This is a genomic window from Pedobacter sp. KLB.chiD, assembly GCF_047040275.1.
GTDB lineage: Bacteria > Bacteroidota > Bacteroidia > Sphingobacteriales > Sphingobacteriaceae > Pedobacter.
In genome coordinates this window covers 3,720,166-3,733,808 of the sequence record NZ_CP178207.1, presented here as the reverse complement: position 1 = coordinate 3,733,808, position 13,643 = coordinate 3,720,166, and the positions used below count along the sequence as shown (strand labels likewise).

Genomic DNA, 13,643 nt, shown 5'->3' with positions numbered 1-13,643 from the left:
TCCGAAGTTCATAGTCTGACGTTTGGGGTGGTAATCCCCAGTTAACCAATTTAAACAATTAACCAGTTAACCTAATAACAATGAAAAATATTTTTTACAGTATCGCAATTTTAGTTGCCGCTTTAAGTTCCGGATGCCATGGTGGCGGAGGTTATTTATCCATCAATACCAACGATACAGACCACTCGTTTAAATTCGAGGCGAAGTATGCAGACAACAAAACGGCAAAGCTGGAGAAATACCTGGACAGTGCTTTAAATAATGAACTACCGCTGGATCAGCATATCGATCTGTTGGTGAATTTAAATGGCACGAATAAATTTAATCTTAAAGCCAAAAAGGGTTGGCTCGAAATCAACTTCGATAAAAGGAATAGTACGGCTGCAGGTTATATGAAAGTGAAAAAACTGACGGAAGGGATTAAAAAGAAGTTAACGGAGTAGTCGTGTTTTAACCGCAAAGATCACAGAGAGAAAGCGCAGAGGACGCAAAGTTGGGAGGCCTTCGACTACACTCATCCTGACAATTTACAAAGAAAAATCTTTTAACATCCATGCAATCTACCAGAAATCAAAATTGTCATTCTGAACGCAGTGAAGAATCTTTTTCTTAAGATAAATCTAGAAGACTGGTTTATTAAGTCACAAAAAAACGCCCAAACATTTCTGTCTGAGCGCTAGTTGTTGTTTATTATTTTTAATGCCTTACATCGGCCGGAGCATTGGTGGTCGAATCTGCTACAGAATCGGTGCTGGTACTATCCACCACCTTATTGGTATCGGTGTATTTATACATGCTGTCGGCATTTTCCTGATCGGCCTTTTTACCACTACATGCTGATAACGCTAAACCAAATGCAGCCACTAAGATTATTATTTTCGTTTTCATATCTGATGTTATTGGTGTATTTATATAATAATCCTTTTCCATTAGAATTGTTTTGGAAATTGTTGAATTAGTCCGGTTTCGGATAACCGGGGTAGGAAGTTTGGGCGCATTTTTTTAACCATAAAGTTGGGTTGATCTCCTATTAAGTACTGACCGTTCGTCATTTCGACCGTAGTGGAGAAATCTTTTAACCGGGTTTTATATGCAACTTTAAAAGATTTCTCGACTTCGCTGCGCTCCGCTCGAAATGACGAATAATCGGATGGAGAAATTTCTAGGCATATCATTGCGAACTGAAGGGTAGGGCTGTTGCTGTAGCGTGAAGCAATCTTTTAGGTGAGTATCACATGAGCGAAATTTAAGTCATGCTAAGACTATCCTAGAATGGTCTTAGCATTCTTATAGATTTCTGCGCTGCTCTTTTTTAGCGTCCACTTCAATAAAAGTGGATTGATAATGAGTTCAAATAAGATAGTGAAAATAGCCTCCATGCTTTTAAATTATCATCAATTCAATATTAACTTATATCCGTTAATTTAATAACCTTATCGCTTTCGAATAAGAAGACCGACCTACCTGAAAGGTTTAGTGTGTCGCCAGCTTTAAGCCCATTGGGAAGGTCGGTAGCTAATACAGCATGATAATCAATTTCTATTTCTATTTCCTGTGCAGCATGTTTGATTGATTTAATACGCTGTTCCCTTGTTTTAAAATATGTTTTTGCCTGTTCGGCCTGCTCTTTAAAAGCAGCTATACCCGTCAACGACATATTGGTTTCATTATTCTGAACATTTTCAAAAACTACGTTTTCATCAAAATTAGCAACCATATTGTCTACATCAAAGTTGTTATAGGCTTCAATATATTTTCTAACGATTTCTTCTTCTAAAGGCATAGTATCGGTCGGTATCAAGCTATATAATGTTTACTTCGTACTAAATTGGACGTTGAATTAAAGATATAAGTATTTGGTGAGCCGCGCAAGTGATAGGAGATTTGTATCGATATTTAACGTTCGGCGAAAATGGAAGTGGCACCTTGGGCTGGATACAGCACTTGATTATGCAAATTTCGTCATTGCGAACGGAAGGGCAGGGTTGCTGTGATGGCGTGAAGCAATCTTGTTAGCAGAATAGTGAAGGTGATCGTCACCCTGGATTCATTTCAGGGTCTATCCAGTAATTATATATCTGTATACAAATTAAATTCTTCTTTTAGTATATTTTTTTAGCAGCTTAATTACAAATTTTTGCTATATTTATGTCGCGAACACAGTTGGAGCAATTCAACGAATAATTTCTTTAACAATATCCCAGGCATACCGGTGAAAGTCCGGGAACTCTTCGGCTTGTCCGACTGTGTTCGCGGTGACCTGGGCTTTAATTTAATTTTTCAAAAAATGCGAACACAGAAAAATCAAATTGCCTTAGCTAAACTGGAGTTTAGTTATCGCACACTGAAAAAGCCGGTAAATGTAAACCTGGCCCAAAATTCAATTCAATTTTTAAAACAGCTCCGCGGCAAACCATCATCTGGTAAAGAATGCGATTGGTATGTGCTGTTTGTAAACCAAAACCACGAGGTTTTTTGCTGGCACAAACTCAAGCAACAGGCCAAACCAATTAACTGCATACAGCAACTGGCGGGCTTGGCTGTTGCCTGTAATGCTTATGGTGTACTGGTGGTAAACTATTGCGATGTGAAAAGCATTAAGGTTAACCCCCTCGACGAACTTTTTGTAAGCACCTGTTTTAATACCTGCGCAAAGCTGAACATCGAAATTATTGATTATGTAATCTGTAATGCACAAACGCATTATAGTTTTAGAGATGGGTATAGGGATTAAAATATTATTGGGCTGTTGAAAGACAGCCCAGTAGCTAGTTTTTGTGGATAAGCATTTTTAAAGCACAAGTCTGGCCGTTGCATGGAGTAAGGCATTAAGACTTGCGCTTGTGTAGATAGGATTAGCAATACTAGTTCATTCAATCTAATTAAATTACTATTTGGACTCAGTTGTTTGGCTATCAAGCTTTAAATAATCTAATTCTTTGTAATCTCTGATATCTAGTTTGCAATAACGGCATCTCAATTCGGCGACTTTGAATCCAACAATTATCTCTTTATTTTCGAAAGAGTTAAATTCCTTTATAAATTTTGAGTAGATTACAGCAGTATTGCTACAGGCAGGACATTTTATTGGAGATTTTCCTGGTGATGTTAATATTTCATCAGTTATTTTATCTGCCATTTCTTTAAAACCACTTGTAAGTTGTAGCAGCTTCCATCTTTCTCTATGTGCCACGTATTTTAGCTTCAGTTTTTGACCCAAATCTTCACTATATTTTGATGAGAGTTCAGATAACTTGATTTGATAGCCATCAAAATACTTGCCGCGAGATATATTTAGCTCATAACAATAATTTGAAATCAATTGATAATAATCTCTCTTCAAAAGTTTTATGAGTTTATCTATCTCCAGTAAATTTAGGTCATTATGGGCAATTATATCACGTGCATTTGCAATTGTAAATAAAAGGTTTTTGTTGTTAAGCGTCGTTTCTGAAATGGCTTGTGCTCGTAGCAGAGAGTTTTTAAAGGTAATTACATCTGAATTTGTATTTTTATTTAGCTCTGTGTGCCCATCAGTATTACTGATCAATTTACCCTTATAAAGTGCTTGAATTGAATTATTAAAAGTTGGATCAACTAAGACATATATAGGGTTCACATTGTATAAAATACCTTTTAGAACTCTTTCTATTCCTAAAGCGAGATTAAATACGGCTTGTATTGCCTGTGGCTTTTCAATTGAATCAGAAATTAATCTAGAACTTTCTCTAATAAAGAATCCTGCATCTCTTAAGTAGATATTCATAGTTGTTCAATCGTTTTATTGTAGATTTTTTAAGCTTCAGAAAGTAATCTATAAAATGTTTTAAGGCTTTTTAGTAAAAAATTTATTCCATTAATCGAAACCAATCCTTCACAGTTAATTCTAACCTGACAACCTCATCATCGGCCAGAGCACAACAATGTGCAATAGGTCCTCTTAGTTGGTTTAAATTATTGGTAATTCGTTGAAAAGCTCTTTGGCCACGTTTGAATAAGTTTTCAAAAGCTAGCCAATTTTTTGTAACAATTTGAGTTAATTCGCCGAAAGTAGTGTAATCAATCTTTTCTTCAGATCGAATTGTGAAACCTGAATCTTCTTCCCTATGTATATTTTTTTCGACATTTTTTTTTATTTCTTCATCAACTTTTTCATTCCACCAATTATCTCCATATTTTTCAAACATTAATTGGACAACTAAGTTTCGAATTGAACGTTCTAAACAGTAAAAAACTTCATAATGCTCCGCCATTGATTTTGCTTCTTCTCTGAATCTTGAATCAAATTGTAGATAGTATTCTCTTTTTTTAGCTTGCTCGGGAGCCTTTCTTCCGAGCTCTATTTGTAACTCCTTTTCAACTTTATCGAGCTGATTCTCAGTTAGCGAATTTGCAAGTGCAAATAATTTGATTTTGGAAACAATATCAAGCTTAGTCATTTAATAAATTATCTTTCAAGGATTTGAAAATCGCATTATAGATAGCAGGGTCATCTGTTTTTGGTAAGACAAGATTGATTGTGTAATTCAATCCTAGATTTATATCGGAGCCCCTAGGTTTTCTTTTAAATTCAGAAGAGTGTTCAGAATGGGCATCTACTGGCGTTTCTTTTGTAGGTATATTCGAAATTTCAAAATCTGCCAGGTCCTTTGCATTAAAAAAAGTTGAAACGATTTTGTCAACTTTAACAGAATCATGAGCCTCTCCGGTAGCCTCCATAACAAGCCCTTTGAAGCTTTTTTTATCTAGTTCGTGGCAATATTCATTTCTGATATAAAGTTCAGAATAGCCTATTCTTAAAGCTGCTGCGAGGCTTTGGCCGGATGTTGCTGGATTTCTAAATTGTTTATAAATAAGCGTTGGCGAACCATCACTATTTAAAAGTCCACATTTTTTTGCCCAAGAAATAAAGGTTAAATAATTTCCCCCCTTAAATCCTAATTTTGTGCCTAAAAAATCGCCACTAAATGATTCGGGTGTAGCTGCTTCTTTGATTTTTTCTAAAATTTTAGCAATAGCTCCTGCTGCTGCCATGTATGGTATTTCTGCTGCCATAAAATCAAATGATAATAATAAAGTTTTAAAAAATTGCCTTATAACCTATCATTATATTTAGAAAAACTGGATTATTATATTGAGGTTATTAGTTATTACTAATTTAAGGAGTTAATTATAACTTTTAGTTACGGTAATCCGTAAATACTCATTTTTAGTGAGGAGTATTTTTTCCTAAAGTCCAAATAACAAATCGGTATCTGGTTTTCTATAACCATTTACTATGCATGCATTATAAATCTCTTATCTTTGCAGCTTTTATCAATTATCCGCATTCATTAACACATTCATGGGCAAAAACAGCATCGGCTCTACCATTACCTATTTCTTTTTAGGCGAATACTTTTCTGATGCCCTGCGCACCACCATTACCGTGGTATTGCCCATTATTTTATTCTTTTACCTGGGCAACCCCGAAGCGGCAAAGGGAATAGGGGTTGGGGCTTTGTTAATCAGTTTAACCGACTTACCCGATAACCGGTTGAATAAACTGAAAACGGCACTGTGGAGTATTCTCGTTTTTTTCGCTACTACGCTCGTGGTTTCATCCGTTTTAGATGATGTTTACCTTACCACCATTGTGGTAGTGGTTGCTGCTTTTAGCTTTTCGATGCTTGCCGTATACGGACAGAAACTTTCGCTTATTGGCACCATGGTGCTGATTGTGTGTGCCTTTGTGATGGGGCTTCACCCGGCAAATCCACTACATTTTAGCAGTTATATGTTGGTGGGCGGGGTTTGGTATTATATGATCAGTTTGATCCAAACCCTGCTGCGGCCTTACCGCTCGCTTCACCATGCCATTTTCGAATGCCTGATGAGCAGCGCAGTATTTTTAAATGCCAAAGCCAAAAATTATGATGTGGATGTTCCGCTCGATCTGCAACAGAAAGAAGCGATAAAGCTGCACATTAAGGTGAACCAAAAACATGAGCTGATCCGCAATCTGTTGCTCACCGATAAGTACGCCATGGATCCCGATAATCCCAAAGGCCGGTTGTTACTGGAGCGGGCCAGGTTACTGATTGATTTATATGAGCAGCTGAATGCGGTGCATTATGATTATGCTTTGGTACGGAAGACTTTAGCTACTGGTTCGAGTCTGCAACTGATTGCCAGCCTGATTAGATTATTGGCCAGAAAGCTGGAGCAGCTGGGCAGGCACGTGCGCTTGGCAAAGGCTTATAAAGGCGAGGTAGCCACCAACATCGAGTATCAGCAGCAACGTTTGATGCTACTGGAAGAGATGGAACGTTTAAACGAAACGCAGCGAAAAATTGTGCTGAAGGTGCTTTCGAACATGAACGATATTGTGCGGATTATTGAAATGATACGGGGCAATGAGCGCGTGCCGGAAAAGGAGCAGCAAGAGTTAAGCGGTACCATCGCTTACCCGCTATTTATTACCGGCGATCGTTTTTCCGTTAAGGAACACCTGACTTTAAAGTCGCCTATCTTCAGGTTTTCGCTGCGGCTGGCCATTTGTTTCCTGTTTGGTTTTTTGCTCATTGCGCAGCTGGAACCCAGCAAATACAGTTACTGGCTTTTTCTTACGCTGGTGATCGTCGCCAGGCCAAAATTCTCCATCACCTGGAAACGGAATTTACAGCGTTTAAAGGGCAGTATGGGAGGGGTAATTATTGGTTTGGTACTGGTTTACCTGATTAAAAGCCCGGCGGTGCTGTTGTCTTTCTCGGTTGTTTTCTTATTGGGTTTTTATGCCTTTAACCGCTTAAATTATACCATTAGTGTGCTGTTTATTACCCCTGCGGTAATTTTAACACTCGGCAGTTACCAGGGGCATTTCGATCATATTGTGCACGATCGGATTATCTTCACCGTATTAGGCTGCGTAATTGCTATTTTTGCCACCTATTTGTTTCCCGTTTGGGACAGCCGGCAGCTAAAGGCAAAAATGGAGGATGCCGCTAAAGCCAGTTTTAATTATCTGCAGGTGGCCATTCAAAACCGGACCGAAAGAGATGAAAATCAATCGCGCATGGCGCGGAAAAATGCCAATTTAAGTTTATCGGCCTTAAGCGAAGCCATTGATTCTGCCAGTCAGGAACCCATGCGGAAACACATCGATTTTAACGGGCTTTACGATGTACAGGCTATTATTTACCAGATTAATGCCATTATCACCTCCATATATCTTTCTGTTAACCATACCGCAGGACAGGCCGATCCCTTACTGGTTAAACAAATTGTAAATAACCTGAATAATGAAGTGACACTTGATGCAGTAACGGGCATTGATGCCATGGATGTAAATGATGATGATCATTCTACCGGGCAGAAACTGGCGCACATCGCCGCTTTATCGTTTGAATTTAAAAGGTTTAGTGCTGGTTTTTGAGGGGTAAACCTGAGTTCGATTAATAATGTGGCTTTTGGGGCTATTCTTTAAGTATTTTAGTATTGTTTTCGTCACCCTGAATTTATTTCAGGGTCTTAATAGCATGAAAGATGCTGAAATAAATTATCTTCGGTGAGCTCGCTTAAGTCTCGGTTTACTGCGTAGCTTTCCGCTGCGCTACAGGTCAGCATGACGATCGCGTGAGGTAAAGCGGCTTTAAACAGTCGCTATGATTCAAATATTAATTGAACTTAGGTGGATAAATTAATTTTTTGTCAGTCTGAGCGAAGTTGAGTACCCTATCGGTTTTAAATAGATTGCTTCAGCTCGTTTTTTGGAAATGAAGGGGCAGTAGGTTTTGGCGGATTATAGTCCTGCTTTCCATTCCAAGTCCTCACCCGATGAAGAATCGGGATTCCGGGCTTTCCATTGCAATCAGGTTTATTCACAAAGTTTAGTGCTGGTTTTAAAGGGTAACATATAATTTTTAGTCAGTCTTGAGCGGAGTGGAAGACCGTATGAATTGTTAACTTTCAAAATGTAATTATACGCAAAAGGTCCTTCGGCTACGCTCAGGAGGACAGCGTCCCATAGAAAGATCGTCATCTCGACTGGAGTGTAACGGAATGCCTGCCCGTACAGGCGGGGAGAGATCTTTGAATCTGGTTATTAAAATCTGGTTTAAAAGATTTCTCGACTGCACTGCGTTTCGCTCGAAATGACGATGCTACGGGACAGATTTAGCCGCTACCTCCCGTGTTCTGTGCTTCCATATCAATCACATCGTAAACCAGCGGTAATAAATTTGTTTGATTTAGTTAACGGCACTACTATATTGCTATATTGTGCCCGTTTTAAACATTTTTATATGAAAAAATCATCTTTTGTTCTACTTATTCTCTATCTTTTAACCACAGCTACTTTTGCCCAAAAGAAACCCAATTTCTGGGATGATGTACAGGTGATTAAGAAATACGATCAAATGTATAAACCACCTGTACACCCGGTATTATTTGTAGGGAGTTCATCTATCCGCAAGTGGGACGATTGTACCCAGATTTTTGCAAAATACAATGCTTTAAATAGGGGAATTGGCGGTGCGGTAATTAATGATATCACTTATTATTTAAATGATGTCGTTTTTCCTTACCAACCTAAACAGATTGTAATTTATGTTGGCGAAAATGATCTGCCAAATGAAACGGTAACACCTGATACGGTACTCAACCGTACCATTAACCTGTACAAAGCCATCAGGGCTAAACTGCCAACCGTACCTATTGTGTACATTTCGATTAAACCAAGCCCGAGCCGGGATAAGTTTAAGGAAAAAGCAGTGGCGTCTAACGCACTGATAAAAAAGTTCCTTTCCGGAGAGGCCAATACCACCTTCGTTAATGTTTATTCTTTAATGTTAACGAAAGATGGAAAATTAAGACCAGAACTTTTTGTAGAAGATATGCTGCATATGAATGCCAAAGGGTATGCGATCTGGAGGAAAGCGGTTGAACCGCATTTGTTGAAGTAGATTTTATTCCTGGAGTCTGGTGTCAGCGGTCCGAAGACCGAAGTTGAATATCAAACAAAAATCCGTCATTTCGAGCGGAGTACAACGATGTGCCCCGCCCTTGCAGGCAGGCCTGCCTGCAAGGGCGGGGAGAAATCTACGGTAAGGATATTAACCTGAGTTGGATTATTAATATTGCCTCTCGTTAGCCTATATCTCCTTTTTTGATTTAGACTCCGTCACCCTGAATTCATTTCAGGGTCTTTCCTGCTTAAAAGATGCTGAAACACCCGTCCGACCGGCCGGGCGGAAGTTCAGCATGACGAATCGGTCAGGGATGGGGCGTTTATAAGGAAGTATTTTAATTAATTATTGAGTTCAGGTTATTAAGATTAATTTATTTGCTATAGGCGATCAATTGTATTGGAGTAGCGTAAACGATACAATCGTTTAGCTATTGATGCACGCGTTAGAAACGCGCGCAAGCCTCATTAAAATTCCAAGGCCATATTTATTTCTTGCAGATAAGAAGTTAGCTAGCCCCGATTGAACGGAAAGCCCGGAGCGTAGCGAGGACTTGCAGGGAAAGCGGGACCGAACCTATGCCATTAACCACAGGTGGTGCGCTTCAAAATAAGATAAAGACCAAAGCTGAAAGACCAAAGCCAAAAGCTCAGCTGTTCAACAATGTTTTGGGGTGATAAAATATTGTTTCGCCTAAAACGATGCAATCGTTTAGCTATTGATGCACACGTTAGAAACGCGCGCAAGCCTCATTAAAATTCCAAGGCCATATTTATTTCTTGCAGATAAGAAGTTAGCTAGCCCCGATTGAACGGAAAGCCCGGAGCGTAGCGAGGACTTGCAGGGAAAGCGGGACCGAACCTATGCCATTAACCACAGGTGGTGCGCTTCAAAATAAGATAAAGACCAAAGCTGAAAGACCAAAGCCAAAAGCTCAGCTGTTCAACAATGTTTTGGGGTGATAAAATATTGTTTCGCCTAAAACGATGCAATCGTTTAGCTATTGATGCACACGTTAGAAACGCGCGCAAGCCTCATTAAAATTCCAAAGCCATATTTATTTCTTGCAGATAAGAAGTTAGCTAGCCCCGATTGAACGGAAAGCCCGGAGCGTAGCGAGGACTTGCAGGGAAAGCGGGACTGAACCTATGCCATTAACCACAGGTGGTGCGCTTCAAAATAAGATAAAGACCAAAGCTGAAAGCCCAAAGCCAAAAGCTCAGCTATTCAACAATGTTTTGGGGTGATAAAATATTGTTTCGCCTAAAACGATGCAATCGTTAAGCTATTGATGCACGCGTTAGAAACGCGCGCAAGCCTGTTGATATAAAGACCAAAGCTGAAAGACCAAAGCCAAAAGCTCAGCTATTCAACAATGTTTTGGGGTGATAAAAATATTGTTTTGCCTAAAACGATGCAATCGTTTAGCTATTGATGCGCGCGTTAGAAACGCGCGCAAGCCCTTGATAAAAAATCGGTACACGTTAAACGATGCAGTCTTTAGGCTATTGATGCATGCGTCAGAAACCCGCGCAAGCGGTTGAAATTAAGAAAGGGCTAACCGGAATTAAAATTATATATTTATTATTGCGTTTTAACCCTTCACTAAACCAAATGAAGAGACTTTTACCGGCTATATTATTCTTCTTAACTGCTTATTCTACCCATTCACAGGTTTTATTAGGTATTCCACAGGTTGTAAACTACAGTAATGAGCAATATAATGGCGGTATACAGAACTGGGATGTAGAACAGGATAAAAACGGTATCGTCTATTTTGGCAACAATGAGGGCTTACTTACTTTTAACGGCCGTTACTGGAACCTGTACCGGTTACCTAATTTTACTTCGGTACGCTCCGTAGGGATAGATGCCAAAAACCGCATTTATGTTGGCGGCCAAGATGAGTTTGGTTATTTCTACCCTAATGCCCAGGGAATTTTAAAATATACCTCGCTGTTGCACCTGCTGCCCGAAAACATGCGGAAACTGGCCGATATATGGGGCGTTTCTATTGTTAAAGACGAGGTATTTTTTAGGTCGATACATGCTATTCTGCATTATAAAGATGGGGTAATTAAAAGTTATAAAACCAATACCAACTGGATGTTTATGGGGACTGCAAAAGGCAAGGTTTTTTCGCAGTCGTCTGATTCGGGCCTGATGATTTACGACCATGGCATGTGGAAACCATTTTGCAAGGATAGTATTTTAAACCGCTCAGGCATTACCGCTGTATTGCCTTATGGTGGCGATACTTTATTGGTTTCGATGTTAAAAAAAGGATTGTTTTTGATGATTAACCATCAACTAAAACCTTTAAGTAGCAGTTTAAATCAGGTTTTTTTAAACGAGCGGATTTATTTGGCCACGCAGATCAATTCAGGTTTATATGGGGTAGCCACCACTTCCGGCGGGGTGTATATTATGAATAAAAAGGGCGATCTGGTACAGAAATATAACTACAAAGAAGGTTTGCAGAACAATAACGTAAGGGGTATACTGCTGGATAAGGATAAGAACATGTGGCTGGCCCTTGATGACGGGATTGCTTATGTGGCCATCAACAGCGCCGTGAAAAGTATTTCTCCTGATCGCAATAAGCAGATTACCAGTTATGCTTTCCGCAAATATGGAAAATCCATTTATATTGGTACCTCTAACGGTTTGTACCAAGCCAAAATTAATACGGCCATGCCCGATTTAAGCTATTCTCCTGCCAATTTCGAAGAGGTAAAGAACAGTAAAGGGCAGGTTTGGGGATTGGACGAAATTAATAACCAGCTGTTAATGGCCCACGAGGATGGAACCTTGTTGGTGAAAGATAACACCGGCACGCCGCTCTATAGCCTGATTGGGACCTGGATGTACCAAACCATGGATGGCGTTTATCCGAACAAAGAGGTCATAGCAGGTACCTATGCCGGACTACAGGAACTCACTTACGATGGAAGCCGCTTTATAAATGGTGGTAAAATTGCCGGTATTAACGAAACCCTGCGTTTTATTGTAGCTGATAATAATAATCCCGATCAGATCTGGGCTTCGCATCCTTATCATGGTGTCTATAAAATAGAACTCCAGCCGGATCATAAAAGTATTTTGCACACTACATTGTTCTCCGATCGGGATGGTTTACCAACCAAGCTTTATAATTATGTTTTTCATATTAAAAACAGGGTGGTTATTGCCACCACAAGCGGAATTTTTGAATATAATGCCGGAAGTAAAAAGTTCAACCGTTTTAAGTTGTTCGGCTCTGCTCTCAATGGTATTCCTATTCAATATCTGAAAGAAGATAACGATGGTAATATCTGGTTCGTAACCAATAAAAAAGTAGGCGTTATTGATTTCCATAGGCCCAGTGGGAAAAATCCATTCAGTATTTTGTACCTGCCCGAGCTGAATGGTAAAGTGGTTGGCGGTTTCGAATCGATCTATGCCCCCGATAGTCAGAATATATTTATCGGGGCCAACAAAGGAGCGTATCACATCAATTACCAAAAGTACATTCAGAATATCACCCGGCCAAATGTGGTGTTGGGTAACGTAAAATTAATGGGTAATAAAGATAGTGTGGTTTTTGGGGGCTATTTTGTAAACAAGGGAAATATTGTACCTAAGCAGGAGCTGAGTGATATACCTGAATATGTAAACAGCCTGAATTCGATCCATTTCGAATATGCCTCTACACTTTTTGAGCATGATAAAAACATCAAATTCAGTTATCAGCTTGCCGGCTTTGATAACGAATGGTCTGCATGGGGCATTAAAAGCGAAAAAGATTATACCAATTTACCTGCCGGGAAATATACGTTTAATGTTAAGGCGAGCACTGGTATCAGTAACGAATCGGAGGTGGTAAGTTATACTTTTGTAGTGCTACCGGCCTGGTACAATACCATTTGGATGCGGATTTTTTATCTTATTTTAATTGTAATGGCACTAAGGTTAATTATCAGGTGGCAAAAAAAGAAACATGTTAAGGAGCAAGAACGCATGAGTTACCTGCACCAGCTGGAGCTTGACCGAAATGAAAAAGAAATTGTACGGCTGCAGAACGAAAAACTCGAGGCCGATGTAAATTATAAGAACAAAGAACTTTCTACCATGACCATGCACCTGGTGCAGCGTGGTAAAGTATTGGCCAAAATAAAGGAAGTCATATCTGCGGTAATTAAAAACAATGATCTTAACGAAAGTTCGCCAAGTTTCAGGCACCTGATCAGGCTGATTAAGGATGTAGAGAAAAAAGACCAGGAGCTGGATCATATGAGTGTGCACTTCAATCATGTAAATACCGAATTTTTTAGTCGCCTTAAAGATCTTTATCCAGACCTGAGCCAGAATGATCTGAAGTTCTGCGCCTACTTGTCTATGAACCTTTCTTCAAAAGAAATGGCCCAGCTGATGAACGTAACAATTAAAGCGATCGAAGTAGGTCGTTACCGCCTTCGAAAAAAACTACAGCTCAAGCCGGAAACTAATTTGTATGAGTTTTTAATTGAAATAGCACGGCAAAAAATGCCTTAAACGCATGTTTTTGTTACCAAAGCTGTTATTTTTTGTTAAAATATTTAAATAACTGTATTACAGTTGTTTGTGGTTGACTTGTAGGGGTTATGTAGGCCTGTTTTCTCTATTGTAATGTCAGTTTTATAGCTGTTGTATGGTTGGTGTAGTAGTGGAAAATGCTGC

At 39.3% G+C, this 13,643-nt stretch carries 10 protein-coding genes; 5 read left to right on the top strand and 5 right to left on the bottom strand.

The features are described from left to right. Nucleotides 1–80 precede the first annotated feature (80 nt). Complete coding sequence (locus ACK1I8_RS15300; RefSeq protein WP_412466200.1) at nt 81–443, top strand: hypothetical protein; 363 nt, start codon at nt 81–83, stop codon at nt 441–443. Between the two features lie 253 nt (nt 444–696). Here ACK1I8_RS15300 and ACK1I8_RS15295 read toward each other — a convergent pair whose 3' ends face one another. Together ACK1I8_RS15295 and ACK1I8_RS15290 are read right to left on the bottom strand one after the other, a co-directional pair. Further along, nucleotides 697–888, bottom strand: a complete 192-nt coding sequence (locus ACK1I8_RS15295; protein ID WP_412466199.1) for a hypothetical protein — start codon at nt 886–888, stop codon at nt 697–699. Nucleotides 889–1,405: 517 nt separating this feature from the next. After that, complete coding sequence (locus ACK1I8_RS15290; protein WP_412466198.1) at nt 1,406–1,783, bottom strand: nuclear transport factor 2 family protein; 378 nt, start codon at nt 1,781–1,783, stop codon at nt 1,406–1,408. Between the two features lie 504 nt (nt 1,784–2,287). Here ACK1I8_RS15290 and ACK1I8_RS15285 point away from each other — a divergent pair. Then, nucleotides 2,288–2,734: a hypothetical protein gene (locus ACK1I8_RS15285; protein ID WP_412466197.1), complete on the top strand. Its 447-nt coding sequence runs from the start codon at nt 2,288–2,290 to the stop codon at nt 2,732–2,734. 156 nt (nt 2,735–2,890) lie between these two features. On the opposite strand, the gene ACK1I8_RS15280 is transcribed toward ACK1I8_RS15285, so the two are convergent. The 3 genes from ACK1I8_RS15280 to ACK1I8_RS15270 form a co-directional block, all read right to left on the bottom strand. Then, nucleotides 2,891–3,766, bottom strand: coding sequence for a hypothetical protein (locus ACK1I8_RS15280; RefSeq protein ID WP_412466196.1), 876 nt, complete (start codon nt 3,764–3,766; stop codon nt 2,891–2,893). Nucleotides 3,767–3,848: 82 nt separating this feature from the next. Beyond that, nucleotides 3,849–4,439: a Swt1 family HEPN domain-containing protein gene (locus ACK1I8_RS15275; protein WP_412466195.1), complete on the bottom strand. Its 591-nt coding sequence runs from the start codon at nt 4,437–4,439 to the stop codon at nt 3,849–3,851. After that, nucleotides 4,432–5,055 (bottom strand): DUF5343 domain-containing protein, encoded by a 624-nt coding sequence (locus tag ACK1I8_RS15270; RefSeq protein ID WP_412466194.1) that lies wholly within the window; start codon nt 5,053–5,055, stop codon nt 4,432–4,434. The genes ACK1I8_RS15275 and ACK1I8_RS15270 overlap by 8 nt, the downstream gene beginning before the upstream one ends. 289 nt (nt 5,056–5,344) lie before the next feature. Between ACK1I8_RS15270 and ACK1I8_RS15265 the strand changes: the two genes are divergently transcribed. The 3 genes from ACK1I8_RS15265 (at nt 5,345) to ACK1I8_RS15255 (ending at nt 13,478) form a co-directional block, all read left to right on the top strand. Then, nucleotides 5,345–7,414, top strand: a complete 2,070-nt coding sequence (locus ACK1I8_RS15265) for an FUSC family membrane protein (RefSeq protein WP_412466193.1) — start codon at nt 5,345–5,347, stop codon at nt 7,412–7,414. 868 nt (nt 7,415–8,282) lie between these two features. Further along, complete coding sequence (locus ACK1I8_RS15260; protein ID WP_412466192.1) at nt 8,283–8,942, top strand: GDSL-type esterase/lipase family protein; 660 nt, start codon at nt 8,283–8,285, stop codon at nt 8,940–8,942. A gap of 1,617 nt (nt 8,943–10,559) precedes the next feature. Beyond that, complete coding sequence (locus ACK1I8_RS15255) at nt 10,560–13,478, top strand: triple tyrosine motif-containing protein (protein WP_412466191.1); 2,919 nt, start codon at nt 10,560–10,562, stop codon at nt 13,476–13,478. Nucleotides 13,479–13,643 lie beyond the last annotated feature (165 nt).

What these genes read in the sequence shown, in the direction of transcription:
- ACK1I8_RS15295 (WP_412466199.1), bottom strand. Translation starts at nt 888, where the DNA reads ATGAAAACGAAAATAATAATCTTAGTGGCTGCATTTGGTTTAGCGTTA.
- ACK1I8_RS15280 (WP_412466196.1), bottom strand. Translation starts at nt 3,766, where the DNA reads ATGAATATCTACTTAAGAGATGCAGGATTCTTTATTAGAGAAAGTTCT.
- ACK1I8_RS15260 (WP_412466192.1), top strand. Translation starts at nt 8,283, where the DNA reads ATGAAAAAATCATCTTTTGTTCTACTTATTCTCTATCTTTTAACCACA.
- ACK1I8_RS15290 (WP_412466198.1), bottom strand. Translation starts at nt 1,783, where the DNA reads ATGCCTTTAGAAGAAGAAATCGTTAGAAAATATATTGAAGCCTATAAC.
- ACK1I8_RS15255 (WP_412466191.1), top strand. Translation starts at nt 10,560, where the DNA reads ATGAAGAGACTTTTACCGGCTATATTATTCTTCTTAACTGCTTATTCT.
- ACK1I8_RS15300 (WP_412466200.1), top strand. Translation starts at nt 81, where the DNA reads ATGAAAAATATTTTTTACAGTATCGCAATTTTAGTTGCCGCTTTAAGT.
- ACK1I8_RS15265 (WP_412466193.1), top strand. Translation starts at nt 5,345, where the DNA reads ATGGGCAAAAACAGCATCGGCTCTACCATTACCTATTTCTTTTTAGGC.
- ACK1I8_RS15285 (WP_412466197.1), top strand. Translation starts at nt 2,288, where the DNA reads ATGCGAACACAGAAAAATCAAATTGCCTTAGCTAAACTGGAGTTTAGT.
- ACK1I8_RS15275 (WP_412466195.1), bottom strand. Translation starts at nt 4,439, where the DNA reads ATGACTAAGCTTGATATTGTTTCCAAAATCAAATTATTTGCACTTGCA.
- ACK1I8_RS15270 (WP_412466194.1), bottom strand. Translation starts at nt 5,055, where the DNA reads ATGGCAGCAGAAATACCATACATGGCAGCAGCAGGAGCTATTGCTAAA.